This is a genomic window from Rheinheimera sp. A13L (assembly GCF_000217935.1).
Lineage (GTDB): Bacteria > Pseudomonadota > Gammaproteobacteria > Enterobacterales > Alteromonadaceae > Pararheinheimera.
This window is the reverse complement of record NZ_AFHI01000013.1, coordinates 49,131-75,381: the sequence shown is the minus strand read 5'-3', so window position 1 is coordinate 75,381 and position 26,251 is coordinate 49,131. Positions and strand designations below refer to the sequence as shown.

At 46.3% G+C, this 26,251-nt stretch carries 25 protein-coding genes; 16 read left to right on the top strand and 9 right to left on the bottom strand.

Features of this window, described 5'->3' with window-relative positions; genetic code table 11:
- Positions 1–10 precede the first annotated feature (10 nt).
- The 4 genes from gndA to malQ all read right to left on the bottom strand — a co-directional run bounded on the left by gndA (position 11) and on the right by malQ (position 8,189).
- The gene (gene gndA, locus RHEIN_RS09340; protein WP_008898733.1) at positions 11–1,540 is read right to left on the bottom strand and encodes an NADP-dependent phosphogluconate dehydrogenase; all 1,530 of its coding nucleotides are present in this window, start codon (positions 1,538–1,540) and stop codon (positions 11–13) included.
- An 89-nt stretch (positions 1,541–1,629) separates the two neighbouring features.
- Complete coding sequence (gene glgX, locus RHEIN_RS09335) at positions 1,630–3,681, bottom strand: glycogen debranching protein GlgX (protein ID WP_008898732.1); 2,052 nt, start codon at positions 3,679–3,681, stop codon at positions 1,630–1,632.
- Positions 3,678–5,855: a 1,4-alpha-glucan branching protein GlgB gene (gene glgB / locus RHEIN_RS09330; RefSeq protein ID WP_008898731.1), complete on the bottom strand. Its 2,178-nt coding sequence runs from the start codon at positions 5,853–5,855 to the stop codon at positions 3,678–3,680. The genes glgX and glgB overlap by 4 nt, the downstream gene beginning before the upstream one ends.
- Positions 5,856–6,005: 150 nt before the next feature.
- The gene (malQ, locus tag RHEIN_RS09325; protein ID WP_008898730.1) at positions 6,006–8,189 is read right to left on the bottom strand and encodes a 4-alpha-glucanotransferase; all 2,184 of its coding nucleotides are present in this window, start codon (positions 8,187–8,189) and stop codon (positions 6,006–6,008) included.
- A 185-nt stretch (positions 8,190–8,374) separates the two neighbouring features.
- Between malQ and gap the strand changes: the two genes are divergently transcribed.
- Together gap and RHEIN_RS09315 are read left to right on the top strand one after the other, a co-directional pair.
- The gene (gene gap, locus RHEIN_RS09320; protein WP_008898729.1) at positions 8,375–9,388 is read left to right on the top strand and encodes a type I glyceraldehyde-3-phosphate dehydrogenase; all 1,014 of its coding nucleotides are present in this window, start codon (positions 8,375–8,377) and stop codon (positions 9,386–9,388) included.
- A gap of 67 nt (positions 9,389–9,455) precedes the next feature.
- A complete protein-coding gene (locus RHEIN_RS09315; protein ID WP_008898728.1) occupies positions 9,456–10,310 on the top strand; it encodes a D-hexose-6-phosphate mutarotase in 855 nt (284 codons plus the stop codon).
- Here the strand turns inward: RHEIN_RS09315 and RHEIN_RS20395 are convergent.
- Positions 10,289–10,693, bottom strand: coding sequence for a hypothetical protein (locus tag RHEIN_RS20395; RefSeq protein ID WP_008898727.1), 405 nt, complete (start codon positions 10,691–10,693; stop codon positions 10,289–10,291). The genes RHEIN_RS09315 and RHEIN_RS20395 overlap by 22 nt on opposite strands.
- A gap of 290 nt (positions 10,694–10,983) precedes the next feature.
- Between RHEIN_RS20395 and ccoN the strand changes: the two genes are divergently transcribed.
- The 11 genes from ccoN to ttcA all read left to right on the top strand — a co-directional run bounded on the left by ccoN (position 10,984) and on the right by ttcA (position 20,816).
- The gene (ccoN, locus tag RHEIN_RS09300; RefSeq protein ID WP_008898726.1) at positions 10,984–12,411 is read left to right on the top strand and encodes a cytochrome-c oxidase, cbb3-type subunit I; all 1,428 of its coding nucleotides are present in this window, start codon (positions 10,984–10,986) and stop codon (positions 12,409–12,411) included.
- Between the two features lie 10 nt (positions 12,412–12,421).
- A complete protein-coding gene (gene ccoO, locus RHEIN_RS09295) occupies positions 12,422–13,063 on the top strand; it encodes a cytochrome-c oxidase, cbb3-type subunit II (protein WP_008898725.1) in 642 nt (213 codons plus the stop codon).
- Between the two features lie 5 nt (positions 13,064–13,068).
- Positions 13,069–13,248 (top strand): CcoQ/FixQ family Cbb3-type cytochrome c oxidase assembly chaperone, encoded by a 180-nt coding sequence (locus RHEIN_RS09290; RefSeq protein WP_008898724.1) that lies wholly within the window; start codon positions 13,069–13,071, stop codon positions 13,246–13,248.
- Positions 13,241–14,218, top strand: a complete 978-nt coding sequence (ccoP, locus tag RHEIN_RS09285; protein ID WP_008898723.1) for a cytochrome-c oxidase, cbb3-type subunit III — start codon at positions 13,241–13,243, stop codon at positions 14,216–14,218. The genes RHEIN_RS09290 and ccoP overlap by 8 nt, the downstream gene beginning before the upstream one ends.
- Before the next feature lie 73 nt (positions 14,219–14,291).
- Entirely contained in the window at positions 14,292–14,777 is a 486-nt protein-coding gene (locus RHEIN_RS09280) for a FixH family protein (protein WP_008898722.1), read from the top strand.
- 2 nt (positions 14,778–14,779) lie between these two features.
- Entirely contained in the window at positions 14,780–17,170 is a 2,391-nt protein-coding gene (locus RHEIN_RS09275) for a heavy metal translocating P-type ATPase (RefSeq protein ID WP_008898721.1), read from the top strand.
- Positions 17,167–17,352, top strand: a complete 186-nt coding sequence (gene ccoS, locus RHEIN_RS09270; protein WP_008898720.1) for a cbb3-type cytochrome oxidase assembly protein CcoS — start codon at positions 17,167–17,169, stop codon at positions 17,350–17,352. The genes RHEIN_RS09275 and ccoS overlap by 4 nt, the downstream gene beginning before the upstream one ends.
- Positions 17,349–18,035 carry a sulfite exporter TauE/SafE family protein gene (locus RHEIN_RS09265; protein WP_008898719.1) on the top strand — a complete coding sequence of 229 codons (687 nt, stop codon included), beginning with the start codon at positions 17,349–17,351 and terminating at the stop codon, positions 18,033–18,035. The genes ccoS and RHEIN_RS09265 overlap by 4 nt, the downstream gene beginning before the upstream one ends.
- A gap of 29 nt (positions 18,036–18,064) precedes the next feature.
- Positions 18,065–18,781, top strand: a complete 717-nt coding sequence (gene fnr / locus RHEIN_RS09260; RefSeq protein ID WP_008898718.1) for a fumarate/nitrate reduction transcriptional regulator Fnr — start codon at positions 18,065–18,067, stop codon at positions 18,779–18,781.
- 97 nt (positions 18,782–18,878) lie between these two features.
- On the top strand, positions 18,879–19,811 hold the full coding sequence (gene uspE, locus RHEIN_RS09255) for a universal stress protein UspE (RefSeq protein ID WP_008898717.1): 933 nt from the start codon (positions 18,879–18,881) through the stop codon (positions 19,809–19,811).
- An 84-nt stretch (positions 19,812–19,895) separates the two neighbouring features.
- Complete coding sequence (gene ttcA, locus RHEIN_RS09250) at positions 19,896–20,816, top strand: tRNA 2-thiocytidine(32) synthetase TtcA (protein ID WP_008898716.1); 921 nt, start codon at positions 19,896–19,898, stop codon at positions 20,814–20,816.
- Positions 20,817–20,867: 51 nt separating this feature from the next.
- Here the strand turns inward: ttcA and RHEIN_RS09245 are convergent, their stop codons facing one another.
- The 3 genes from RHEIN_RS09245 to RHEIN_RS09235 are packed head-to-tail and all read right to left on the bottom strand — an operon-like array spanning position 20,868 to position 22,953.
- The gene (locus RHEIN_RS09245) at positions 20,868–21,437 is read right to left on the bottom strand and encodes a DTW domain-containing protein (RefSeq protein ID WP_040554870.1); all 570 of its coding nucleotides are present in this window, start codon (positions 21,435–21,437) and stop codon (positions 20,868–20,870) included.
- Between the two features lie 5 nt (positions 21,438–21,442).
- A complete protein-coding gene (locus RHEIN_RS09240; protein WP_008898714.1) occupies positions 21,443–22,090 on the bottom strand; it encodes a DUF2987 domain-containing protein in 648 nt (215 codons plus the stop codon).
- A 2-nt stretch (positions 22,091–22,092) separates the two neighbouring features.
- Entirely contained in the window at positions 22,093–22,953 is an 861-nt protein-coding gene (locus RHEIN_RS09235) for a glucosaminidase domain-containing protein (RefSeq protein WP_008898713.1), read from the bottom strand.
- Between the two features lie 218 nt (positions 22,954–23,171).
- On the opposite strand from RHEIN_RS09235, the gene RHEIN_RS09230 reads away from it, so the two are divergent.
- Positions 23,172–23,804 (top strand): hypothetical protein, encoded by a 633-nt coding sequence (locus tag RHEIN_RS09230; protein WP_008898712.1) that lies wholly within the window; start codon positions 23,172–23,174, stop codon positions 23,802–23,804.
- 18 nt (positions 23,805–23,822) lie between these two features.
- Here the strand turns inward: RHEIN_RS09230 and RHEIN_RS09225 are convergent, their stop codons facing one another.
- Positions 23,823–24,233: a hypothetical protein gene (locus RHEIN_RS09225; RefSeq protein WP_008898711.1), complete on the bottom strand. Its 411-nt coding sequence runs from the start codon at positions 24,231–24,233 to the stop codon at positions 23,823–23,825.
- Positions 24,234–24,351: 118 nt separating this feature from the next.
- On the opposite strand from RHEIN_RS09225, the gene RHEIN_RS09220 reads away from it, so the two are divergent.
- Both RHEIN_RS09220 and yfbR read left to right on the top strand, forming a co-directional pair.
- Positions 24,352–25,566 (top strand): pyridoxal phosphate-dependent aminotransferase, encoded by a 1,215-nt coding sequence (locus RHEIN_RS09220; protein ID WP_008898710.1) that lies wholly within the window; start codon positions 24,352–24,354, stop codon positions 25,564–25,566.
- Between the two features lie 12 nt (positions 25,567–25,578).
- Complete coding sequence (gene yfbR / locus RHEIN_RS09215) at positions 25,579–26,193, top strand: 5'-deoxynucleotidase (RefSeq protein WP_008898709.1); 615 nt, start codon at positions 25,579–25,581, stop codon at positions 26,191–26,193.
- Positions 26,194–26,251: the final 58 nt, after the last annotated feature.

Genomic DNA, 26,251 nt, shown 5'->3' with positions numbered 1-26,251 from the left:
AGCTTTTTATTTACTTTATTTTTTGCATCGGCCTGTCGTTATGACTCCAGTCCACATGAAAAGTTTTACCTTTGGCTTTATCTGTGCGCTCAAAAGTATGAGCGCCAAAGTAATCCCGTTGTCCTTGCAGCAGATTAGCAGGCAACACTGCAGTGCGGTACGAGTCGTAATAACTTAACGCAGAACTTAACGCAGACACAGGAATGCCAGTCATGGCAGCTTCGGCGACAGCACGGCGCCAGTTCATCTGATTCACAGAGATTTGTTTTGCAAAAAATGGGTCCAGCAATAAATTCTGTAAATCATCATTACGTTCATAAGCGTCGGTAATAGACTGTAAAAACACAGCGCGGATAATACAGCCGGCACGCCAGATCTTAGCAATTTCGGCAAAATTCAGCTGCCAGCCATGTTCTGCCGCCGCGGTTTTCATTAAATCAAAACCCTGAGCATAAACACAGATTTTGGCGCAGTAGAGCGCATCATGCAGCTGCTTAATCATCAGCTCAGCGCTTTGGCTGGTGCAATGCTCGCGCACCGGACCTGCCAGCAAAGTAGAAGCCAGCACACGCTGATCTTTTAAGGTTGACATGGAACGGGCAAATACAGCTTCAGCTATAGTAGGTGCAGGGCAACCTAACTCCAGACTACTGACCGCAGTCCAGAGACCTGTACCTTTCTGGCCGGCTTTATCCAGAATCACGTCCACTAAAGGTAAACCTGTTTCTGAATCTTTAGTTGCCAGCACTTCAGCGCTGATTTCCATCAGATAGCTGTTTAAAATGCCCTGATTCCACTCTTTAAACACTTTAGAGACTTGTTCTGCACTCATGCCAAGCGCATCACGCATCACCTGATACACTTCACAAATCAGCTGCATATCGGCGTATTCGATGCCGTTGTGTACCATTTTGACGTAATGACCTGAGCCGCCCGGCCCAATGTAGGTGGCACAAGGTTCGCCTTCAGTAACAGGGTTGCCTGGTTCATGGCGCTCAAGCGGACGACCTGTGGCAGGATCTACTTTAGCGGCAATAGCACGCCAGATAGGCTCAATACGAGTCCAGGCATATGGATCACCACTTGGCATCAGGGACGGGCCAAAACGGGCGCCCACTTCACCACCAGAAACAGCAGTGCTGAAGAAAATAAATTTCCCCTCGTAATGTTTTTCACGACGCACTGTATCAGTCCACAGACTGTTGCCTGTATCAACAATGATATCGTCCGCCTGAATACCTGCGTCAATCAGTTTTAAACAGACATCATCTACAGGTTTGCCAGCAGGCACAGATAAAATAACTAAGTGAGGGGAAGATAAACGCGACAGAAGTTCTGTATAAGAGCTGCAGCTGATCACGCGGGCTGGTTTGTCGCCCCGCTCGGCTTTGTCCTGCGCTATAACAGCTTCCAGTTTTTTATGGTCTAAATCAAAAGCGGCAACCCGATAACCGTGATCAGCCAGATTCAAAATGAGGTTCTTCCCCATTACACCTGCGCCGACAAAACCTATATCACATAATACGGATGTCTCAGACATTTGATTTTCCTTTTAAAATCCGGCACTGCAAAAGTGGCCGCGATTATACTGGAAAACTGTGGATAAAGAAAAAGCTCAACTGAAAAAACTCAGGTCCAGATGGATAAAGATCGCTCGCTTTGCACATAACGGGTTCTGGTTGCTGCTTTTTCCAGCATCTCGCCCGTTTCAAATTGAGTATCCAATAGCAACTGCCAGCTTTTTTTCGGCAACTCAACCTGAAGTGGTGTATTGCCTGCGTTCATAATCACCAACATGGCCCGATGATCTTTTAAATGTTCAATGACAAAAACACAGTTGGTTTTATAAGGATCTGTCCAGTCTTCATCTTGTTTTACGCTGCCATCCGCCAGATACCAGCTGACCTGGTGTTTATCGCCGTGCAACTGATACTGATCGTCCAGCAAAGACAATTGCTGTAAACAACTGAACTTTTGGCGCAGCTGAATCATCTTTTTGACAAAAATCAGAAACTGCGTGGCCTGATAATCCAGTTGCCAGTGCAGCCAGCTCATCTCATTGTCCTGACAATACGCATTATTATTGCCTTGCTGAGTATGGCTGAGTTCGTCCCCGCCCAACCAATGCACTATGCCCTGACTGAGCATCAGGCTGGCGACCAGATTACGTTTATGCTGAAATCGTTTCTGCAAAATGTCGGCATCACTGCTTGGACCTTCAACGCCATAATTCAGACTCAAGTTATGGCCGTGGCCATCACGATTTTGCTCCGCATTCAGCCAGTTGTGTTTATCCTGATAACACACCATGTCTTGCAAGGTAAAACCATCGTGGTAACTGATGTAATTTACGCTGCAACAGGCTGGTTTATGATGTTTTTGGAAAATGTCACGTGAACCCAGCAAGCGAGTGGCAAATTGGGGCAACTGACCCGGATCTTGCCGCCAGAAGGAACGAAAGCTATCACGGCATTTGTCGTTCAATTCAGACCAATGTGCCGGAAACTGCCCCAATTGATAGCCAAAAGGCCCTAAATCCCAGGGTTCTGCTATTAGTTTGACCTGACTTAACACCGGATCCTGAGCTATCACCTGCAAAAAAGTGGCGTAGGCATCAAATCGTTTATGTTCGCGGGCTAAAGTGACTGCCAAATCAAAGCGGAAACCATCCACCTGCATTTCTGTTGCCCAATAACGCAAGGCATCCAGAACCAGACGCTGAGTGACAGGATGAGCCACATTCAGCGTATTGCCACAGCCGCTGTAATTGCAGTTTTGCTGGTAGTCGGTAATGTCGGCATGATTTTCAAACAGGTAATAATGCCTGTTCGCTAAGCCTCTGAAACTTAATCTATAGTCTTCAGCTTCTGCAGTATGGTTAAACACCACATCCAGAATCACTTCCAGCCCATGCTGATGATAAGTGCACACCAGATCTTTGAACTCAGTGACAGCATCGTCCACCTGATAGCGGGCATCAGGTGCAAAAAAGTTAATGGGGTTATAACCCCAATAATTCGTCAGTTTTAGTTTTTCTAAGCGGGGTTCACTCATAAAGCTGGCGACAGGCAACAGCTGTACTGTGGTAATACCTAACTCTTTTAAATGCTTGATCACTGCCGGATGACACATGCCCTGGTATTTGCCACGCAGCGCTTCGGGCACATCCGGATGCAACTTGGTCAGTCCTTTGACATGAGCTTCATAAATAATGGTTTTCTCGCGGGGTATCAGAGGTTTTTTACTGTTTTGCCAGTCAAACTGCGGCGATGCCAACACTCCTTTGGGTACCATATAGTGACTATGAACCTGATACAAACGCTCATTCCAAACCAAAGCCCGGTTCAGTTGTTTGGCATAAGGGTCTATTAATAGTCGGTTACGGTCGAACACCAGACCTGAACTTGCCTGACAGACCCCTGTGGCACGCAGGCCATACAAAGTACCAGCTTGAATGCCTTCGACATGCAGATGCCAGACGTCGCCGGTACGGGCAAAAAACTCAATTTCTGCCAAAGGTTCTTCAGTGTCAGGACAAAACAAACATAACCAGAGCGAAGAGGCATCAGGCGCGTAAACTGAAAAGTTCCAGCTATGTGCAGCGGTCTGACTTGGACCTGGAGGATAAGCTGCACCTGTGCTGCTTATCCATTCAGAATTTTGCTCTGGTAAAGTACTCACGTTATTTTTCTTCTCAGATAAAGGGTCGACAAAGGCGGTAAATCCAGTTGCACCCCATAATTTAAGCCAAAGGCAGCCGCAGGGTGCGCCTGTAAATAGTCACCTACAGGGTAATTACTGCCCCAATAATATTCGCTGTCCGTGTTGAGGATCACTTCGTATTCGCCCTGCTCTGCAACAGACAGCAGGAAGCTGCTTCGGGGCACTGGGGTAAAGTTACTGACCACATACACAGCCTGACCTTGTTGGTCCATTCGGTAGAAACTTAAAGTGCTGTGCTCAGCATCCTGATAATTAATCCAGCGAAAACCTTGTGGGTCGTGATCGAGCTGATGCAATGGCGTACAGGCTTTATAGGTCAGGTTTAAATCGCGGAACAGTTGCTGCACGCCTTTGTGTTTTTCAAAAGACAATAAGAACCAGGGCAGTTGTTGGTTGTGATCCCACTCAGTGCCCTGACCAAACTCATTGCCCATAAAATTCAGTTTTTTACCCGGATGGGCAAACATAAAAGCGTAATAAGCCCTTAAATTAGCGGCTTGCTGCCATTCATCACCGGGCATTTTATTGATAAGACTGCCTTTACCATGCACCACTTCGTCATGGGATAAAGGCAAAATAAAGTTTTCGTTAAAGGCATACACCATAGAGAACGTCAAATCGTTATGGTGAAACTTTCGATAAGCCGGATCTTTGCTGATATAACGCAGGCTGTCATTCATCCAGCCCATATTCCATTTAAAGCCAAAACCCAAACCGCCCAAATCCACAGGCCGGGTAACGCCGTTAAAAGAAGTCGACTCTTCAGCAATCATCATGGCTTTAGGGTACTGACTGTACACTTCGCTATTCAGCCAGCGCAATAAACTAATAGCTTCATAATTGTGATTGCCGCCATCTACATTGGGCACCCATTCGCCTTCGCGGCGGGAATAATCCAGATACAGCATAGAAGCCACTGCATCCACCCTCAGTGCGTCAATATGGAAATAATCGAGCCAAAACAAGGCACTGGCGACTAAAAACTGTCGCACCGGGTCTTTGCCGTAGTCGTAAATGCAGGAATTCCAATCCGGATGCCAACCACGACGTGGATCTTCATATTCGTATAAATGGCTGCCATCAAAACGGGCCAGGCCATGAGCATCTTCAGGGAAATGTGCCGGAACCCAATCTAAAATCACGCCTATTCCGGCCTGATGGCAGGCATCAACAAAAGCTTTAAATTGATCGGGTGTGCCAAAACGTGAAGTTGCAGCGAATAAGCCCAAAGGCTGATAACCCCAGGAGCCTGAATACGGATGCTCCATCACAGGGAGTAATTCAATATGGGTATAACCCATATCCAGCACGTAAGGAATAAGTTCAAGCGCCAGTTCGTTGTAGCTCAGAGGCTCGCCATGCTGATTGTGTTTCCACGAACCAGGATGCAACTCATAAATACTCATTGGCTGATGATAAGGGTCAAAATGACGCTCTTGCCATTGCTGATCCTGCCATAGATATTTACTGTGGTCGTACACCAAAGAAGCATGAGACGGATACTGTTCAGCGGCAAAGGCCAGCGGATCCGCTTTGTGTGGCAACAAATTACCAAAAGCATCTTTGATTTCAAATTTATAGCGTACACCAGCGCCCACTTCCGGCATCACCAGGACCCAATGGCCACATTCAGTGCGCTGCATCGGATGACGGCGACCATCCCATTGATTCATGTCACCAATCAGGCTGACACTGGACGCATTAGGCGCAAACACAGCAAAACGGGTCGCATTCAGTTTCTTTTTACCCAGATTAAGTTCAACTAACTGGGCACCCAGCTGTTTATACAGGTTTTCCGGCTTACTGCTGACAAAATGCACAGCATAGTAGGCTTCATCCTGGAACTGATAAGGGTCAATCAGCATATAACTATGATGATGAGGAGTTTCTATCTGAAAATAATAAGAGCTGGTTTTACGTTTTGTGGGTAACTCCAGCTCGAATAAGCCATGTAATGCTGATACAGCTGTCATCTCACCTAAAGATTTGCGACTGGCAAAATCAAAAACTTCCACCTTGGCTGCGTCGGGTAAGTAAGCCCGGATCATTAAACCTTTGCTTGTCCCCTTCTGCCAGGACAATACAGAAAAGGGAGAAGAGCAACTGGCAGAAGCTAATTGAGTTACGGACATGAACTATCCTTTTGATTTTTTTACCGTCTTGGTTTCTAAGATAACAAATTACACTAAAACTGCCATGAGGTTATGACAGTTTTCTCAGTGAATGATGCGAAGCCGCAGCTCTGAAGCTTTTTTGCGGCTTTTATTCCCTGCAAAAGCCCGTTAACTGCGGCGCAAACGGGTCAGCTCTTGCAGCAACTGATTGACGTTCTGTTGTTCTGCCAGTTGCTCCAGCGTCATGGACAATTTGCGTCGCCAGTTCGGGTATTCATCACTGGTACCCGGAATATTTACAGGCTCTGTCATTTCCATCCAGTCTTCCAGCTGCAAACACAACAACTGGCTGGAGCCCTTAGCGACATGGCGCTGAATGGCATAACTCAGCTCTGTGCTCATTCCCACCTGATCGACACTGTGGCTAAAGTTCGGATCCAGCATCTGATGACCATGCAAAGAATCTAAAATCTTTTGCTTGTCTTCATGGCGGGACTGGAACAAAGCCGGTAACTGATGATCCTGATACAAGCCTACTGTTTTACCTAAGTTCAAATCGCCACAATGCCAGTAGCCTATTAAGGTTGGCATGTCATGGGTAGTCAAAGTAGCCATCGCCTGCACCGGATAATGCGCAGGTGAGACAAAACCACCATCTTCTGCTTTTTCAAAGAAAAATACCCGGTACGAATACATGCCGTATTCAGCCAGAATTTCACGGATCCCATCCGGTACTGTGCCTAAGTCTTCCCCTATCACCACGACCTGGTGACGCTGCGACTCCAGCGCCAGAATACCCAACAGATCCTGAATTGGATAATAAATATAAGCGCCTTCTCCTGCACTTTGTGCACCTTTAGGTACCCACCACAAGCGCAATAAAGCCATCACGTGGTCAATACGCAAAGCACCTGAATTTTGCATATTAGCGCGGAACAAATCGATCATAGGGCGATAGGCTTGCTGGAACATCTGGTAAGGCAACATAGGAGGCAAGCCCCAGTTTTGGCCTTTAGGTCCTAAAATATCAGGTGGAGCCCCTACACTGGCATCACGGCAATACAACTCCGGGTTGCCCCATATTTCAGTAGAAGCCTCACTGACACCTACAGCTAAATCACGGTACAAGCCCAATAACATGCCCTGCTCTTTGGCAAAAGCCTGAGCTTTGGCCAGCTGTTCACGGGCAATAAATTGCAGATAACAATAAAAATCCAGTTCATGCGCGTGCTCTTTGGCAAAAGCCAGAACTTCTTCACTGTCAGGTCTTTGCCAGGCTTCTGGCCACACAGGCCAACCCCATGCATTGCCATCTTTTTGGATCAAATGGGCATGAATTGCATCGTAAAGCGCCAGCTGTAATAAACTTTCACCAGATTGTTGTTTAAATACAGAAAATGCCTGCGCAAGTTCAGGATGTTCAGCCTGATGCTCAGTAAACCATTGATACAATGCCTTTAACACTGGCAGCTTCAAACGGGTGACCGCAGTGTAATCCACCCAGTCTGCGGCACGGGCCGCTTCGAGTTGTTGTTTAAATCCTGGCGCACTGACCAGTTGTTTTACTTGCTGGCAATGCTCGTAACCAACCATTTCCGGCACAGCTAAATAGATAATATTTAACCAGCGGCGAGAGGAAGGACTATAAGGACTGGCGGATTCCGGCATAGCAGGATAAAGCGCATGTATTGGGTTTAAGCCAACAAAGTCAGCGCCTTGTTTGGCCAAATGCCCAAGCAGAAAACGCAGATCGGCGAAGTCACCCACACCCCAGTTTTGCTCTGAACGTACGCAATACAATTGGACGGACAACCCCCACTGCTTTTGCGTTTTAAACTCTGCAGGCTGGAAACAACTGGATGGCGTAATGATCAGTGATTGAACAAACTCCAGCTCGCCTATAGTCAGGCTTAAACTGTGGTAACCCTGCTCCAGCAGAACTGGCAAAGTCCATTGATATTGTTGATATTCTTCACCATCAAATACCATCACCTGATTTAAGTCTGCATCTTCTGTGGCTGTGACGCTAAAGTGATGTGTTTTGCCCTGCTCAGTGATTAATACCAGCTCTAAAGCGGTATTGGCGAGCACTATAGGCAACTTCAATTGGATTTGTGTATCCTGCCCGGATTTTTGCACCGAAACCGGATCCAATAATTGCTCCCAATGGTCTTGTTGGCGTTCCAACAATTGCTCACGGGCAAGGGCGTCATTATCCACAGCAAAACCCTGGGCTGCCAATAAGGTTAATAAGTTTTGCTCTGCGACTTCTGATTGATTGCCCCATGCGTCGGTAAATTGTGTTTCTATGCCTGTGAAGGCAATCAGATCAGAAAGTAATTGTTTGTCCATAAAGGCTCCAGCGACCGGCTTTTTGCTCAGAAAAGTAAATGGTTAGGGAAAATTAACTACCACAGTCTACTCCAGATTCAAGACCCGGATTAAGAAAATACGAATGCATAACTTTTTTGCACTTGAAAAGAATGACAAAAAATGTAATTTTATTACAGAATTAAATTACAGTCTGGGGATAGGTTATGACAATTCGTGTAGCAATTAATGGTTTTGGCCGCATTGGCCGCAACGTTTTACGCGCTTTATATGAGTCAAAGAAAAATTATGACATCAAAGTTGTAGCCATTAACGATTTAGGCGATGCCGCTATTAATGCTCATTTACTGAAGTACGATACAGCGCACGGCATATTTTTTGCTGACGTAGAGCACTCAGACAAAGCAATTTTTGTAAATAAAGATGAAATTCTGACCTTAAGCGAGCGTAGCCCGGCAAACCTGCCTTGGGACGAACTGAATATTGATGTAGTACTGGAATGTACCGGCCTCTTTACCAATCGTCAGACGGCTGGTGCGCATTTAACAGCTGGCGCTAAAAAAGTCATTATCTCTGCTCCGGCCAAAGATGTGGATGCTACTGTAGTTTATGGTGTAAATCATGATGTCATCACCAAAGACATGACTATTATCTCTAACGCTTCATGCACCACCAACTGTTTATCTCCTATAGCTAAGCCGTTAAACGATGCCTTAGGCATTGAATCAGGTTTAATGACCACTATTCACGCTTATACCAACGATCAGCGTTTAAGTGATGTCTATCACACAGACGTACGTCGTGCCCGTGCAGCGGCCATGTCGATGATCCCAACTCAGACTGGCGCAGCAGCAGCTGTAGGCTTGGTAGTACCAGAGCTGAAAGGTAAATTTGACGGTTTAGCGGTACGAGTGCCAACACTGAACGTTTCATTAGTGGATTTATCTTTTATTGCCGGTCGCAACACCACGGTAGAAGAAGTGAATGACATTATCCGTAAGGCTGCAGCACAAAGCCCGATGAATCAGGTGTTAGCTGTGAATGACTTACCTTTAGTGTCAGTCGACTTTAACCACAATCCGATGTCCTCTATTTTTGATGCCAGCGAAACCCGTGTAAACGGCCGCTTGGTGAAAGTAATGGCATGGTATGACAACGAGTGGGGATTCAGTAACCGTATGCTGGATAACACTGTTGAACTGATGAAACATAGTCAGTAAGCTTTATCTGTTTCGCAAAGGCGGCTTTTTAGCCGCCTTTTCTTTCCGTTGAATTTGAGACTATCGAATGAACAGCATTACTGCACAATCAGGTTTTGCCCACTTAGACGACTTACCCTGTTATGTATTAAGCTGTGGTCAGGCTAAAGCTGTGATCAGTAGCTATGGCGCTCATCTGCTTTCTTATCAGCCCAAAGCTGGCACCGAAGTGATTTATCTGTCCCCTGAAGCAGAGTGGCGAAATAACAGCCCTATTCGTGGTGGTGTGCCTCTGTGTTGGCCCTGGTTTGGCCCAGCAGCTGCGGAACTTAATCCTGAACAGCAAAAATTACCTAATCATGGCGTAGTGCGCACCGAACTATGGCAAATGGTACAAAAATCGATTGCAGACAACAGTGTCAGTATTGAGTTTCGCATCACGACCAATGGCTTAGCTTATCAGGACGCTCCTGCTGCTTTAAGTTTAACCTTGGTATTAACTGAAACAGACTTAAGCCTGACGCTGAACTCAGATCAGGCGGTGCAACAAGCTGCACTTCATAGCTATTTTAGGGTGGATTCAGTACATCAGGCTGTTGTTTGTGATTTAACAGGGCTTTATCTGGATAAAGTTCAGGCGGGCAAAGAGTTTAACCAGAGTACTGAAGATCTCAGATTCAGTCACGAAGTCGATCGGATCTATCTGGATACATCAGACCAACTGACGCTAAAGGATGGCAAGGCAAGTATTCAGATCAGTCAGCAGGGTCATGATGCCAGTGTGTTATGGAATCCGGGAGCAGAAAAAGCAGCGGCGTTAAAAGACTTACCGGATTTGGGTTATCTGGATTTTGTTTGTGTTGAAACCGCACGTCTGGATCTCAACAACACCAAGCCCTTGCATTTAGTTCAACACATCCGTTATTTAGGCCAACTGGAATAAAAAGGCAGTAGCAACAGTTTTTCACCCTGAGTTGCATGAAGCAATGTCAGTTGCAACTGCCACTTCATCGTCGGTTGGCTGCACGCGCCCAATACCATTTCTGCGCTGTACTGCTGTTGTTGCCCTGCCACAGCTTTAAACAACAGAGGTATAGTGCCCATACTCATCGACACTCCAACCACTTTCGCCTCTTTGACTTGCCAACCTTCGGACAATTGCACAGACCAGGTGAGTAACTCTTCGACCGGAGCTTCAGCCGGGCTCAAACTCACGCTGACCTGCTCATCCTGATGCAATTGCAAAATAGCAGCAGCTTCAGTCGGGCTTTTATCAGAACAGCCCATCAGGCAAAGTAAATAAACTGCCAGTACCACTAATCTCATCTGACCATTTTCCGTAGATAATATGTAACCAGTGTACCTTCAGGCAGCCATCAAACGCAAAACACTGCTGCAATTGGTTATTTTGCGACCAGCAATATTGTTCTACATCATAAAACAGGCTGTTTTGCCTATCTTTTTAGAGGCAAAACTCGTATTATTTCGCCCCAAAATGGTTAAGGGTATAGTCGCTTTGCAAGCTCCGAAGGCTGCTACACTGTTAATCAACAATAAGAAGGGTCACCTTAGGGTGAAATTTTAATCACTAGCAATAAACTGCAGCGGAACTCAACATGAGCCAGACCAAATCGTTAAATGTTGACTACAACTATACCGTTGTCCGCCTCTTTGCCGTCACCACAGTATTGTGGGGTATTGTCGGTATGGTGGTGGGTGTATTACTTGCGGCGCAACTCTATTGGCCCGCACTTAATTTTGACACGGCATGGTTAACATATAGTCGTCTTCGTCCTCTTCACACTAATGCGGTAATCTTCGCATTTGGTACCAGTGCTCTGTTTGCCACCTCTTATTATGTGGTACAGCGGACTTGTCAGGTCAGGCTTTTTGCTGAAAAACTGGCGATGTTTACTTTTGTCGGTTGGCAGGTTGTCATTATCGCTGCAGCTATCACTTTGCCTTTGGGCATTAGTCAGAGCAAAGAATATGCCGAGCTGGAATGGCCTATTGATATTCTGATCACTCTGGTTTGGGTTTCTTACGCTATCGTGTTTTTTGGCACTTTAGTCAAACGAAACACCAGTCACATTTACGTAGCCAACTGGTTCTATGGTGGTTTTATTATCACTGTTGCTGCACTGCATATAGTCAACAGCATGGTGATCCCTGTGTCACTGTTTAAATCCTACTCTGTCTATGCAGGTGCTGTGGATGCAATGGTTCAGTGGTGGTATGGTCATAACGCTGTAGGTTTCTTATTAACAGCAGGTTTCCTGGGTATGATGTATTACTTCGTACCAAAACAAGCAGGCCGTCCAGTCTATTCCTACCGTTTATCTGTGGTTCACTTCTGGGCTCTGATCGCTTTATATATCTGGGCTGGTTCTCACCACTTGCACTACACTGCCCTGCCAGACTGGACTCAGTCTGTAGGTATGGTGATGTCGGTCATTCTGTTTGTTCCAAGCTGGGGTGGCATGATCAACGGTATCATGACACTGTCTGGCGCCTGGCATAAGCTGAAAACAGACCCTATCTTACGTTTCCTTATTGTGTCCTTATCTTTCTACGGCATGTCGACCTTCGAAGGTCCAATGATGGCCATCAAGTCTGTAAACGCGCTGTCGCATTACACAGACTGGACTATAGGTCACGTTCACTCAGGTGCCTTAGGCTGGGTTGCGATGATATCTATTGGTGCTATGTATCACCTGATCCCTGCTGTCTTTAATCAGGGCCGGATGTACAGCATTAAGCTGATTAACACCCACTTCTGGTTACATACTATTGGCGTGGTTCTGTACATAGTCGCTATGTGGATCAGCGGTATTATGCAAGGCATGATGTGGCGTGCAGTGAACACTGACGGTACTTTGACCTACAGCTTTGTACAAAGCTTAGAAGCATCCTATCCGTTCTACCTGATGCGCTTTATTGGTGGTTGTTTTGTCGTCGTCGGTATGCTGATTATGGCCTATAACGTTGTGAAAACTATCAGAGCAAAAGATGGCGCTCTGGAACCAGTAGCTGAAGCAGCGTAAGGAGCTTATTGTGTCTAAGAACTATCATGAAATATTCGAGAAAAGCGCTGGCTGGTTAGCCATAGGCACTGTGGTTGCCATCAGTTTTGGTACCCTGGTTGAAATCACTCCTTTGCTGTTTTTAAAAGAAACCACCGAACCTGTGGACGGTTTAAAACCTTACACTGCACTTCAGTTGGAAGGTCGGGACATTTTCATTCGTGAAGGGTGCACCAACTGTCACAGCCAGATGATCCGCCCTTTCCGCCATGAAGTGGAACGTTACGGTCATTATTCTGTGGCTGGTGAAAGCGTATGGGAGCATCCGTTTCTGTGGGGTTCCAAACGTACTGGTCCTGATTTAGCACGTGTGGGTGGTCGTTACAGTGACGACTGGCACCATGCTCATTTAATGGACCCTCGTTCTGTTGTGCCTCAGTCCAACATGCCAGGTTACCCGTGGCTGGACGAAAATCAGTTGGATGGTGAGTTAACTCCGAAGAAGATGGAAATCTTTAACAAGTTAACCAAAGGCAAAATGCATGCAGACGATGAAGATGGTGTGATGTATTCAGCCGAAGAAATTGCAGCAGCAACTGACTCAGTCAAGGGCAAAACAGAGATGCAGGCGTTAATTGCATATCTGCAGTCCCTTGGCACGGCATTGAAGTAACTATTATGGATATGGCAACCCTACACAGTATTTTCACCGTGTTAGTGTTTGTAGGTTTTATTGGTCTTGTCGTCTGGCTTTTTGTGTTAAAACGCAAGCCAGACTTCGATGAACAGGCAAATTTGCCTTTTGCAGACGACCAGAAACCAAAACAACAACAGAAACAGGAGTCGGATCATGAGTAGCTTTTGGAGCTATTGGATCATTATCTTAACAATAGCGTGTATCGTATTTTGCGCCGTCATTCTGACCTGGAACTTAAAAAACCACGTTGGTGTGAAAGAAGGCGAATCCACAGGCCACGATTTCGATGGTATTGAGGAGATCAACAACCCGTTGCCTAAATGGTGGACTTATATGTTTTACGCCACCTTAATTTGGTCGGTGTATTACTTTGCGGCCTACCCTGGACTTGGTAACTACAAAGGCTTTTTAGACTGGACCAGTTCAAATCAGGGCATTAAAAACCTGGCTGAATCCAAAGCCGCTGTTGAGCAAAACAGACTGGAAGGTAAAAACGTACAGCTGGACCGCGAGTATGCGGCTGCCAACGAAACCTACGCCAAAGAGTTTGCCAAATACACTAACCGCGACATTATGGATTTGGCTTATGATCCGGAAGCCTTAAAAATTGGCCAGCGCTTGTTCCTGCAAAACTGTGCTCAATGTCATGGTTCAGATGCCCGTGGTCAACGTGGTTACCCTAATCTGACTGACGATGATTGGCTGTACGGTGGTACACCGGACAAAATCAAAGAAACTCTGCTATACGGTCGTAAAGCCGCTATGCCAGGTTGGGGTGATGCGTTAGGTGAACAAGGCATCAAAGAAATGACGGCCTATGTATTAAGCCTGTCAGGTCGTAAAGTAAATGATAAAGACGCAGCTGCTGGAAAAACAAAGTTTGGCATGTGTGCGGCTTGTCACGGAGCAGATGGTAAAGGCAGCTTAGCCCATAACCTGCCGTTTGGCGCTCCAAACCTGACGGACAATATCTGGTTATACGGTGGTTCAGTTGGCGCAGTTGAAGAAAGTCTGGTCAAAGGCCGAAACGGCGTAATGCCAGCGTTTAAAGAGATTTTAGGGGAAGAAAAAATCCATATTATCTCCGCGTACGTTTATCGTTTATCTCGTCCTGAAGAGAGCAGCAAGTAGTTTATTCTGTTGCTCAACTGTAAAATAAGCCCCGCCTTGTGGGGCTTATTGCTATCTGAAAGAGGAAGACCTGATGTTGCATGATACAAAACCCTGGTACAAACAGTTCTGGCCCTGGCTATTACTGGCATTCCCCATCGTATCCTTTATTAAAGGCGGCCATACCATCTATATCATGCAGCAAAGTAACCCGGATTTAGTGGTAGACGACTACTACAAAGAAGGCCGTGCCATTAATATGAATTTGGCGAAATACCGTGAAGCCGAATTACGAAACCTACATGCCAGCACGTTGATTGCCGCCAATCAGGTGATAGTGAGGTTTGAACAAAATAAAACCCTAGGTGAGCATCTGACACTGGAATTTTTTCACAATACCATAGCGGCTAATGACTTTGTCATCACGGCACAACGTAGCGGCGAAAACCTGTATGTAGCCACCCTGCCCAGCCTGTTAGAAGGAAAATGGAATCTGGTGGTGTCGGACGAGCACAAAGACTGGAAGCTTAGAGCCACAACTATGCTGCCTCAATTGGGTGAATTTAAACTGGGATATTAACAGTGTCGTATTCAGGTTGTTTTCACTGCAATGAAGTTATTCCCAAAGGTTCAGATTTTAGTCTCGATATAGAGCAAGAACAGAGGCTGTTCTGCTGTCCTGGTTGTCTGGCCGTGGCTGAAACTATTATCGATCAGGGGCTGGGTGATTATTATAAATTCCGAACCGCCCCTGCCAGTAAAGCTCAGCTAGTGCCGGATCAGCTGCAACTCGTCAGTTACGACAGCGCCGAAGTGCTTGCTGATCTGACTCAAAATAAAAATGACCAGACGCAAATTGAGTTATCCATCAGCGGTATCAGCTGTGCAGCCTGTGCCTGGCTGATTGAAAAGCAACTGAAAAAGGATCCTGCTGTCTACAGCGTCAGCGTCAACTCCAGCACAGCCCGCTGTTCAGTCAGTTGGGATGTGAAACAGCTTAAACTCAGCGATATTCTTACCAGCATTAGCCAGTTAGGCTATCAGGCCGCACCTTTTATGGCGGATCAGGAAGAAGCTGTTCAGCAAGCCGAATTACGCCGGTTTTTAAAACGTCTGGCTGTGTCCGGCATTATGAGTATGCAAGTAATGATGCTGGCCTTTGGCCTGTATTTTGGCGAATACACCGGCATAGAACCCCAGTTTGAGGGGTATTTGCGCTGGATCAGCCTGCTATTAACCACCCCTGTGGTGTTCTACAGCGCAAAACCTTTTACGTTAAGTGCCTGGCGGGCAATCAAAGGCCGCGAGCTGAATATGGATGTGCCAGTGACGCTGGCCGTGTTTTATACCTTTATCGCTTCTGCTTACGCGACCTTATTTGGCATAGGTGAAGTTTATTTTGAATCTGTTTGTATGTTTGTGTTTTTGCTGCAGCTCGGTAAATTTTTTGAATTCCGCGCCAGAGCTCAGGCGCGTGCTGCGACAGGCAACCTGTTAAAAATCATGCCGGTTTCTGCCCGGCTGGTGCAAGGCGATGAACTGATCCCAACCTCAGCCCGTCGTTTGGAGGCAGGACAGGTTATTTTAGTTCAGGCCGGTGAAACCATTGCCGCTGACGGTGTTGTGTTGTCGGGCGAAAGTTCGGTGGACGAGTCCATGCTCACAGGTGAATACAAGGCGGTCAGCAAGGCTAGTGGCGACACTGTGATGGCCGGCAGCATTAATCATGACGGCGTGCTTAAAGTGACAGTGCATCAGGCTTTAGCCTCGTCCCGCTTAGGCCAAATCATTAATCTGCAACAACAGACTCTGAATCAAAAACCACAAATCGTTGAAAAAACTACCCAACTTGCGCGCTTTTTTATTCAGCGTTTATTGATTATCGCTTTGGGTACTTTTTTAGCCTGGTATTTCTGGCTGGATCAGGAAAGAGCATTTTGGGTTACCTTGTCTGTGCTGGTGGCCACCTGCCCTTGCGCTTTAACTTTGGCCACCCCTACAGCTATTACCTGCGCTTTGGCTCGCTTAAACCGCAAAGGCATTTTAATAAAAAACCAGCAAGTGCTGGAAATTTTGCCGCAGTTGACTTCGGTATTTCTTGATAAAACAGGTAGTCTGACCCAGGGCCGTTTTAGTATTTTACGCTCTGAACTGCATCAATCCGCCTATGAAGAAGCCAGGTTGTTAGCACTGATTGCCCGTATTGAAACTTACTCCGAGCACCCTATAGCCCGGGCCTTTAGCTCTTATCTGAGCACAGAGATCAAAGTTGAACAGGTCCAGGTGCATGTCGGCTCTGGTTTATCAGCCTTGTGGCGACAAGATGATGGATCTTCTGTGGACGTGAAGGTCGGCAGCGCGGCTTTTTGTGCTGTTCAGGACCAGACAGCTGCTGCCGTCTGCTGCACCATCAATACTCAGTTGGTGTTATCGGTGGAACTTTCGGATGCGCTTCGCCCCGAAGTACCAGCCCTTATCAGTGCCTTAAAACAGCGTGGTTTAACTTTGTCCATGCTCACAGGTGACTCTTCTGCTCAAGTGGAAGAAGTGCAACACCAATTGCAGTTTGATCAGGTATTTAAGGGCTGCAGCCCGGAGCAAAAAGTAGAACATATTCAGCAGGCGGTCGCTCAAGGTGATAAAGTGCTGATGCTGGGCGACGGTATTAACGACAGCCCTTGTTTTCATGCCGCCCATGTTTCTGTGGCATTAGATTCAGGCACAGATTTATCAAAAAATCAGGCCGATGTGGTCTTGCTGCATAATGATTTACACTTAGTGCAGCAATTAATTGAAGGGGCCGTGCTCGCGCAGCGTATTGTGAAACAAAACCTGTGGTGGGCTGTGGGTTACAATCTGGTGATTATTCCTTTAGCTGTCGCAGGTTTTGTATCACCTTATATAGCCGTGATTGGCATGTCATTCAGTTCTATTTTAGTGGTATCTAACTCACTGAGGTTACTCAAACCATGAGTATTATTTATGTACTGATCCCTATCGCCATACTCTTTGTCTGCATAGGCCTTGGCATCTTTTTTTGGGCGGTACGTAGCCGCCAGTTTGATGATTTAAACAAAGAAGGCATGAGCATTTTGTTTGAAGAAAAAAAACAAAACAGCGCCCAAACCGATAAGGACAAACAACCTCCACAATGAACGCCGAACTTGCGGTAAACCTTTTTGCCGCTTTGAGCATAGGTTTTTTAGGCAGCAGTCATTGCCTGGTGATGTGTGGCGGTATAGCCAGTGCATTGCAGCTCTCCATGCCTGGACTGAGCCTGATGCAGCAGATGAAACTGCAACTGATGCTCAGCATCGGTCGTTTAACCACCTATAGCCTTTTGGGCGCACTGACAGGGGCTTTTGGCGCAGCCGTGTTGGTCAAACTGGGTATTAGTTTATTCTGGCTAAAACTGCTTGCCGGTTTACTGTTGCTGCTGATGGCATTTTATGTGGCTCGTTTATGGTTTGCTTTGACTGTGCTGGAAAAGTTTGGCTCGGCCTTGTGGCGTAAAGTTCAGCCTGTGGCTAAAACCCTGTTGCCGCTAGATAGCAGTTCCAAAGCCTTAGCTTATGGTCTATGTTGGGGTTTTTTACCTTGTGGTCTGGTTTACAGCAGTTTAGGCTGGAGTCTGGCCAGTGGCAGCGCTGTTCAGGGGGCTTTGCTGATGCTGGCTTTTGGTCTGGGAACTTTACCCGCTATGCTGGCGGTGGGTAGTTTCGCCCGTCAGTTGAGCCAGTTTAAAAACAATACACTGATCAGAGCCAGTGCCGCTTGTCTACTGGCGTTTTATGCGTTGTACACTATAGCTATTGCATTAGCTCCACGACTTTTCTAAGCTGGGAAAGTTGCTATAAAGGAATATGTATGTCCGGTTCAAATTTAAGTTGCCAACATTGCGGTTTTAGTCAGTTATGTCTGCCCTTCAGCCTGAATAATGCTGAACTGGACACTCTGGATGATATTATCGAACGAAAAAAGCCTTTACACAAAGGCGACTTTTTGATTGAAGCAGGCACTGCTTTGCATTCTCTGTATGCAGTACGCAGCGGCTCTTTTAAAACTTTTACTTTGACCGAATCAGGCGAAGAACAAATTACCGGCTTTCACTTGCCTGGCGATGTGATTGGTTTTGATGCCATAGGCGAACAGCAACATCCCAGCTTTGCTCAGGCGCTCGAAACCGCTATGGTCTGTGAAATCCCTTATAGTCAGATGGACCATCTGATGGGCCAGTTGCCGAAGCTGCGTCAGCAAATGATGCGGCTGATGAGTCAGGATATCAGCGGTGATCAACAAATGTTGTTATTGCTGAACCGGAAAAACGCCGAAGAAAAGCTGGCCGCATTTCTAACCAATCTGGCTCAACGTTTTGCCAACAGAGGTTTTTCGAAAAAAGAGTTTCGTTTAAGTATGACCCGTGGCGAAATAGGCAATTATTTAGGTCTGACTGTTGAAACTATTAGTCGTTTATTAGGTCGATTCCATAAGGACGATTTAATACAGGTGGATGGAAAACTGATTAGCATCAGGGATCCGGATGCTTTAAGCAAACTGGCTGGTGGCTCCGCTATCGCACGCTGATCATACAAATCATTGATCTGGCACAAGGAATTATCAGCCTACCTTCGCTACCTTGGCTACACTTACAGGGTAAGCCTTAGCTTAGCAGGAGCAAGATATGACCTTATATCCAAAAGTATTGGTAGTGCTGGACCCTTCAGTGCTGGAACAAAAAGCGCTGAATCGGGCCGTTGAACTGGCCAAACTGCAAGACTGCCAACTGACGGCCTTTTTATCCATTTACGATTTTTCTTACGAAATGACCACCATGTTGTCCGGTGAAGAACGCGAGTCCATGCGTCAGGCCGTGATCAATGACCGCGAACTCTGGATCAGTGAACTGGTAGCCGAGTATCAGGAACAAGGCCTAAAGATTGATATTCAGGTGGTGTGGCACAACAGGCCTTTTGAAGCCATAGTGCAGGCGGTTTTAGAAAAAGAGTACGACCTGGTGATTAAAGGCACTCATGATCACGATGTGCTGAAATCTATGATATTTACCCCAACCGACTGGCATATTTTGCGTAAATGCCCTTGCCCTGTATTACTGGTGAAAGATCATGACTGGCCAGAGCATGGCAATATAGTGGCAGCAGTGAATGCCGGCAGTGAGCAAAGCCATCACAGCTCACTGAATCAACGTATTATTCATCAATCAAAACAACTGGCCGCTTTGCTCAATAGCAAAGTTCAGTTGGTAAACGCCTTCCCTGGCACTCCGGTGAACATCGCCATTGAAATTCCTGAATTTAATCCACAGGAATACAATCAGACCATGAAAACCCATCATCTGGAGTCAGTGCAAAAACTAGCACTGGAATTTGAACTGCCCACCATTCAAACTCATGTGCTTGAAGGTATGCCAGAAGATGTGATCCCAAAAATGGCGCAGCAATTGGATGCTGAAATGGTGGTGATTGGTACTATAGGCCGCACCGGATTATCTGCAGCCATTATCGGCAATACAGCTGAACATGTGATAGACAGGCTCGATTGCGATGTACTGGCAGTCAAACCTGCTGGTTTTGTTTGCCCACTGGCCAAACATTAAGTTCATCAGAGTCATACCCAAGGCTATAAAGCTGGCGCTTAGTTCGTTATACTACGCGCCATTTTTATTTAGGGTCGTTGTTTTATGTCACATGCAGCCGAAGCCAAAGCACAATATAACCTGAACAAATTACACAAACGCCTGCGCCGTGGCGTAGGTCAGGCTATTGCCGACTTTAATATGATTGAAGAAGGCGACAAAGTGATGGTGTGTTTGTCCGGCGGCAAAGACAGCTACACTCTGCTGGACATACTGCTGAATCTGCAACAATCTGCCCCTATCCATTTTTCTATAGTGGCAGTGAATCTGGATCAGAAACAACCTGGCTTTCCTGCTGATGTATTACCCAATTATTTAAGCCGTATTGGCGTTGATTTTCAGATAGTAACTGAAGACACCTACTCCATAGTGAAAGACAAAATTCCGGAAGGAAAAACCACCTGTTCTTTATGTTCCCGCCTACGTCGTGGCATTTTATACCGTACAGCCAAAGAGCTAGGCGCTACTAAAATTGCATTAGGCCATCACCGCGACGACATGATTGAAACTATGTTTCTGAATATGTTCTACGGCGGAAAAATGAAGTCGATGCCAGCTAAGCTTATCAGTGACAACGACGAGCATATCGTCATTCGTCCTTTGGCCTATTGCCGCGAAAAAGACATCGAAAAATACTCCATTGCCCGTCAGTTTCCGATCATTCCTTGTAACTTATGTGGCTCGCAGGATGGTTTACAGCGTCAGGTGGTTAAAGAAATGCTGCAGGACTGGGACAAACGTTTCCCTGGCCGTATCGAAACCATGTTCCAGGCCATGCAGAACATTGTGCCTTCTCATATGATAGACAAAAATCTGTTTGATTTTGCCGGCATCAGCAAGGACAGCCCTTTGCCTGCAGAAGGTGATATGGCCTTTGATAAACCTGATGTACCCAAAGTACCTGTAGGTTTAATCCAGGATGAAGACGAACCAGCTGCTGCAGTGCAATTTGTAGAGCTGACGTAGGGGCTGGGCTTGCCCCGCCCGTCTAAAATTCCAATCCGATCAAGCCACAATTCAACAGCGCTTATTAAATTCATCAAAGAGCAGCATCAGCTGCTCTTTTTCAGTCGGGTAACCGCTTTGTAGCAACAACTCCATCACCACTTCAGCAGTGCATAAAGCCCCTTCTTTTTGATTGCGTCTGAGTCTGTAGGCAGAAGGCGTATCCGGCCTGATACCAAGGCGATAACAAGAGTGCAGATAAGGGCTTTGCCTGAGCATTTTGGCAGCTTCCTGCCAGGTTGCGTCCAGCAACAGCCAATGTTTTACAGCTTCAGAGCGACGCAAGGTAAGACGTTCAAGCCCTGCTGTATTTACGGCATGATACTGACCTTGTTGCAGCACATAACAGGCCACAGGCGCTTCAGGCTGCATCAGATCCGGCGATAATGGATAAACTAAGCCAAGTTGTTGCTGCGCTGATAAGTCCAGCAGCAGCGCATTGGGCCCTTTGCGCTGCCACTCGATTAATTCAACCCTTACCTTCGCAGAAGCAGTTAAAGCCTGGATCACCAAAGCACCGGTATTGGTCGTTTTATGCATCTCCCTGCTGTGGGTCAGCAGATAAAGTACCAGCTCCGGCATCTGATTTAAGGTTGCTGTAATAAAGGCGTGGCGTGATCCGGCACTTTAGAAAACTCTACTCTTGCATTGTCAGCCAAACTGGCTGGTAATTGAATGCGACAACGACTTTGTTCACACAGCAGTTGCTGCTGAACCGTTGCATCTGTACTTTGCGCCATGACTTCGGTCGCAAAATGCAGGGTTAAACCGGTGACATCTGGTAACCAGTATTTACCAAGACCAGCCAATGAATCCAAAAGCTCGTCGAACTGGCGTTGTAACTTACGCAGTTGCGCAACTGTCACCTGTTGTGGCACCGGCATTTTGCTTCGCAGCTTAAAGTTCAGATCGCAGGACTCGGCACCTTCTGGTTGCTTCAATATAATTAAAGCTTTACGGCGATTCAGTAAATCATCGTAAGGTAAAATCAGCTCACCATTGTTGGCGATAGTTAAAGGTGCTTCTGAAATATCTGTAGTAATCAGCGCTTTATCTACCACACAAGCTTCATTGGTTCCTGCTTTTTGCAGCATAAAAGCCAGTGTAATATCACTGAACTCCACCTTTTCGCTTTTTTTCATCCGGGCATAAAAGCCATCGTAATTAAATACGGTATCAGCTAACGCTGAACCACTAAAAATAACCAGCACGCTGGCCAGAACATAAGATTTCATTATTAGCTATCGATATGTTTAGTATTGGCTTTGAGCATGATATGGATTTCGTTGACATAATCCTGACCACGCTCTGAATACCGGATCAACCCTGTCACCAGATGATGCCCGGCTACTTCGCCTTCAGCGCGGCGTTTTGCCCTGATTTGACGTAAATCTTCATACACATAAAAGGTGTTCAGGTTGTAAAAGTAACTGTTAATAGCTGCGGCTACATGAGGAAATACCGCCACCTCATGGTATTTACCTGCACTGCGTTTTTGCGGCACCACACCACAGCCCGCTCTGAAACACCACTGACCGAAAAAGTTATAAGCTTCCAGAGCAAAGCGACTTGTGCCCCACCCTGATTCTTTTGCCGCCTGAATAAGCACTAAATCTGCCGGTATAGCATCCACCCGGCTTAACAATAAACGAAAGCCTTCTGCATCAACCTCAGGGTAATCCAGCTTAAATTCGTCATACAGGCTGTAAATAAAAGCATATTCTTCAACACTAAGTTCTTGCTGCTGATGTTTTTGTTGTACATCCAGAATATGCTGGCGAATATGCAGCAAACGGGCGTTTTCGCGCTCAATAAAAGGCAATAAATAGTCAAAAAACGCTTTTTTCTTTTTGACCACATCTTTGTACTGTTCAAAGTCTGGTACTGGCAATAATTCAGGCATAGCCACAGGATAAGCCAATCGTTTTAACAGCTTACGTTGATCAGCTGCATCCAGAGCCTCTAACTTTGACGGCATTTGCCAGTCGGCTAAAGCAGCTATGTCTTCAACAGGAGCTGGTTTTAGCCATGGGTAAGCGGCGGCATACAGCACAACAGCCCATAACACTAACCAAAAACTCAATTCTGTTTTTTTCATGCGATACCCTGATTTCGCCTTTATCCGATCCTGTCACTTAGTGAGCAAAACCATAATGCTGCGTATTCTAACCAGATCTGTTGGTAGTTTCGACCACAAAATGGCCTGAATAATTAGACAACCCACAGAAGAAAAACGTAATCAATTGTTTTTAAATGAAAAATTAGTTGGCAAGGAAACTGCATAATCCGCTATAACTATGAAAAAAGGAGAATACCATGCGTCAACTTACTTTAATTTCTGCTCTGGTTATGGCTTTATCTGCAACAACAGCAGTAGCTGATGATGTCAAAGTACTGGAAAAAACTATAGATGCAAAAAGCTTTACCAGGCTGGTACTGGACGTTCCAGTAGGCGAAATTGATGTCAAAGTAGTGGAAGGAACTGAAATCAGCTTAGTGGTAGAGCTGGAAGCTGACAAAAACTGGTTAGGCCGTAGCAGCGATATATCAGACGCCAGCATCAAGCTGCGTGAAAAAGGTTCAACTCTGCGACTGAAGGTCGAGCTGGAAGATGACGACAATGTCAAACAAAGCTGGACAGTGAAAATGCCAGCTGAAATGGCGGCAGCATTCAATTTAGGTGTAGGTGCAGTGGACGTGACTGATCTGACTTCGGATATCAAAGTGGATGTCGGTGTAGGTGATATAGACATCAAAGTCGATACCAGCTTATATGCGTCCATCAAACTCGATGCCGGTGTAGGTGACACCTCTATTAAAGGTGGTAAAGGCCGCTATCAGCAGGAACGCGTATTAATCACCAGTTCAAGCGAGCTGGATGGTTCAGGCAAAGCTGAACTGGAAGCCAATGTAGGTGTGGGTGATATTGAAGTACGTGACAACCAGTAGCTCTCAGTAACACAAGGTTTAAGGCGCTTTATGGATCCAGTTTGGAGTAAAGCGCCAGTACCTTGCCAAAGCTTCTTTTAGATCAAAAAAACTGGTTAAAGGCAAAGAGTCACCGCTGATACAAGCATAAGTAAAGCGGTGACAGTTGTTCCTCAATAAGTCGTACTGCTGATAACTGTAAATCTGTTCAATAGCCCTGTTGGCCGCAATCTCACAACCTATAATCTCACCTGCAGGAGTGGTGGCGAAAATCAGTTCGGCGCCAGAGCGGTCGGCTAAAAATCGCTGAAAGGATAAGGAACGCACCAAACCAGACCCTGCCAGTTCAACAATTTGTCCTTCCCCTATATAAATCCCTGTGTGCTCAAAAAACTGAAAAATTTCGCAGCCAACCACAGCGCCAACGGGGATAGTTCGCAGACTTGTCATAAAGCTCCTGATTTTGCCGCTTTTTTTTGCAATCATACTTGCAAAAGACGTCTGGGCGTGTAAAAAGGTGTAAGCAAAGATATTCATAACTAATTGACGGAGACACAAGGGTAGCGGTATGAAACCAATAGAGCGCTCGACAAAATTAGATGGGGTTTGTTATGACATTCGGGGTCCGGTGGCAGGTGAAGCCAAGCGGATGGAAGAAGAAGGTCAGCGTATTTTAAAGCTCAATATTGGTAATCCCGCGCCTTTTGGTTTTGAAGCGCCGGATGAAATTTTAAAGCACGTGATCCACAACCTGCCCACAGCGCAGGGCTACAGCGATTCACAGGGCATCTATCCAGCCCGGGTTGCAGTGGCACAGTATTATCAGCAACGTGGCATTTTAGGTGCAGATGCAGATGACGTGTACATTGGTAATGGCGTATCAGAGCTTATTCTGATGTCCTTGCAGGCACTTTTGAATAACGGCGATGAGGTGTTGATCCCCTCCCCTGATTACCCACTCTGGACAGCGGCAGTGAATCTGGCTGGCGGTCATGCCGTGCATTACCGCTGTGACGAACAATCAGACTGGTTTCCTGATTTAGCCGACATACGTGCAAAAATCACTAAAAAAACCAAAGCTCTGGTGCTGATCAACCCAAATAACCCCACTGGTGCCGTGTACTCCAAAGCCTTTTTGCTCGATTTGCTAGCCATTGCCCGTGAGCATAAGCTGGTGGTATTGAGTGATGAAATTTATGACAAAATTTTGTACGACGGCGCAGAGCATGTCACTACGGCGTCATTAGCCGACGATTTATTTATGCTGACTTTTGGCGGCTTATCGAAAAACTACCGTATCGCCGGTTTTAGAGTTGGCTGGATTTTATTATCCGGTGCTAAACATTTAGCCAAACAGTACGTTGAAGGTTTAAATATTCTGGCCTCTATGCGTCTCTGTGCCAACGTGCCTTGTCAGCATGCAGTGCAAACGGCCTTAGGTGGTTATCAGAGCATCAATGAGCTGATCATACCTGGCGGGCGTTTGTACGACCAAATGGATTTAGCTCACAAACTGGTGACCAGTATTGATGGCTTAAGCTGTGTACGACCTAAAGGCGCTATGTACTTGTTTCCTAAACTGGATCGTAAAAAGTTTAAAATTAAAGACGATGAGTTACTGGTGCTGGATTTTTTACGTCAGCATAAAGTATTGCTGGTGCATGGCCGTGCTTTTAACTGGCCAGAACCGGATCATTTCCGCATTGTGTTTTTACCCCACAAAGAACAGCTGGAAATGGCCATTGGCCGCTTAGCGCAGTTTTTACCGGGCTATCAACAGTAGTAAAAGGCAACAATGATTACCGATAAAAACACCAGCCATTTTTTCGCTCATCTGTTTCGGATGAAGCTGATTAACAGATGGCCTTTGATGCGTAACGTCAACACCGAAAATGTAGCCGAACACAGCCATCAGGTGGCTGTGGTGGCTCATATGCTGGCATTGATCCGCCGCGAAGTATTTGCAGGTGAAGTGCAACCCGAACGGGTAGCGACACTGGCGTTGTTTCACGACGCCAGTGAAGTCCTGACCGGGGACTTACCTACACCTGTGAAGTACTTTAACGCCCAAATTGCGCAAGAATACAAAAAGATAGAACGTATTGCAGAGCAGAAGCTACTGTCGATGTTGCCGGAAAAATTACAGCCTTTTTATCAGTCTTTGCTGCTGTCAGAGCAGTATTCTGCAGATGAAAAGCTGCTGGTCAAAGCGGCTGATACGCTTTGTGCTTATGTCAAAACTCTGGAAGAACTGTCCGCAGGTAATCATGAGTTTGTGCTGGCGAAAAAGCGTCTGGAAAACGTACTAGAGGGCTATGCTTTACCAGAAGTGAACTACTTCCTTGAGGTCTTTATTCCAAGCTTTTCGCTGTCGCTGGATGAAATAAGCCTGCAGGACGGTGAACTGTAGGGGTGGGGTTTATCCCCACCCGTCGTGACGATACGCGGGCCGGGACAAGCCACGGCCC

Excerpts from the sequence above, each read along its gene's own strand:
- RHEIN_RS09225 (WP_008898711.1), bottom strand. The coding sequence starts at position 24,233 with ATGACAAGTCTGCGAACTATCCCCGTTGGCGCTGTGGTTGGCTGCGAA.
- ccoN (WP_008898726.1), top strand. The coding sequence starts at position 10,984 with ATGAGCCAGACCAAATCGTTAAATGTTGACTACAACTATACCGTTGTC.
- malQ (WP_008898730.1), bottom strand. The coding sequence starts at position 8,189 with ATGGACAAACAATTACTTTCTGATCTGATTGCCTTCACAGGCATAGAA.
- uspE (WP_008898717.1), top strand. The coding sequence starts at position 18,879 with ATGACCTTATATCCAAAAGTATTGGTAGTGCTGGACCCTTCAGTGCTG.
- ttcA (WP_008898716.1), top strand. The coding sequence starts at position 19,896 with ATGTCACATGCAGCCGAAGCCAAAGCACAATATAACCTGAACAAATTA.
- RHEIN_RS09265 (WP_008898719.1), top strand. The coding sequence starts at position 17,349 with ATGAACGCCGAACTTGCGGTAAACCTTTTTGCCGCTTTGAGCATAGGT.
- gndA (WP_008898733.1), bottom strand. The coding sequence starts at position 1,540 with ATGTCTGAGACATCCGTATTATGTGATATAGGTTTTGTCGGCGCAGGT.
- RHEIN_RS09220 (WP_008898710.1), top strand. The coding sequence starts at position 24,352 with ATGAAACCAATAGAGCGCTCGACAAAATTAGATGGGGTTTGTTATGAC.
- RHEIN_RS09315 (WP_008898728.1), top strand. The coding sequence starts at position 9,456 with ATGAACAGCATTACTGCACAATCAGGTTTTGCCCACTTAGACGACTTA.
- RHEIN_RS09245 (WP_040554870.1), bottom strand. The coding sequence starts at position 21,437 with ATGCCGGAGCTGGTACTTTATCTGCTGACCCACAGCAGGGAGATGCAT.
- ccoS (WP_008898720.1), top strand. The coding sequence starts at position 17,167 with ATGAGTATTATTTATGTACTGATCCCTATCGCCATACTCTTTGTCTGC.
- RHEIN_RS09240 (WP_008898714.1), bottom strand. The coding sequence starts at position 22,090 with ATGAAATCTTATGTTCTGGCCAGCGTGCTGGTTATTTTTAGTGGTTCA.
- RHEIN_RS09280 (WP_008898722.1), top strand. The coding sequence starts at position 14,292 with ATGTTGCATGATACAAAACCCTGGTACAAACAGTTCTGGCCCTGGCTA.
- RHEIN_RS20395 (WP_008898727.1), bottom strand. The coding sequence starts at position 10,693 with ATGAGATTAGTGGTACTGGCAGTTTATTTACTTTGCCTGATGGGCTGT.
- glgB (WP_008898731.1), bottom strand. The coding sequence starts at position 5,855 with ATGTCCGTAACTCAATTAGCTTCTGCCAGTTGCTCTTCTCCCTTTTCT.
- yfbR (WP_008898709.1), top strand. The coding sequence starts at position 25,579 with ATGATTACCGATAAAAACACCAGCCATTTTTTCGCTCATCTGTTTCGG.
- RHEIN_RS09230 (WP_008898712.1), top strand. The coding sequence starts at position 23,172 with ATGCGTCAACTTACTTTAATTTCTGCTCTGGTTATGGCTTTATCTGCA.
- gap (WP_008898729.1), top strand. The coding sequence starts at position 8,375 with ATGACAATTCGTGTAGCAATTAATGGTTTTGGCCGCATTGGCCGCAAC.
- fnr (WP_008898718.1), top strand. The coding sequence starts at position 18,065 with ATGTCCGGTTCAAATTTAAGTTGCCAACATTGCGGTTTTAGTCAGTTA.
- RHEIN_RS09235 (WP_008898713.1), bottom strand. The coding sequence starts at position 22,953 with ATGAAAAAAACAGAATTGAGTTTTTGGTTAGTGTTATGGGCTGTTGTG.
- ccoP (WP_008898723.1), top strand. The coding sequence starts at position 13,241 with ATGAGTAGCTTTTGGAGCTATTGGATCATTATCTTAACAATAGCGTGT.
- RHEIN_RS09290 (WP_008898724.1), top strand. The coding sequence starts at position 13,069 with ATGGATATGGCAACCCTACACAGTATTTTCACCGTGTTAGTGTTTGTA.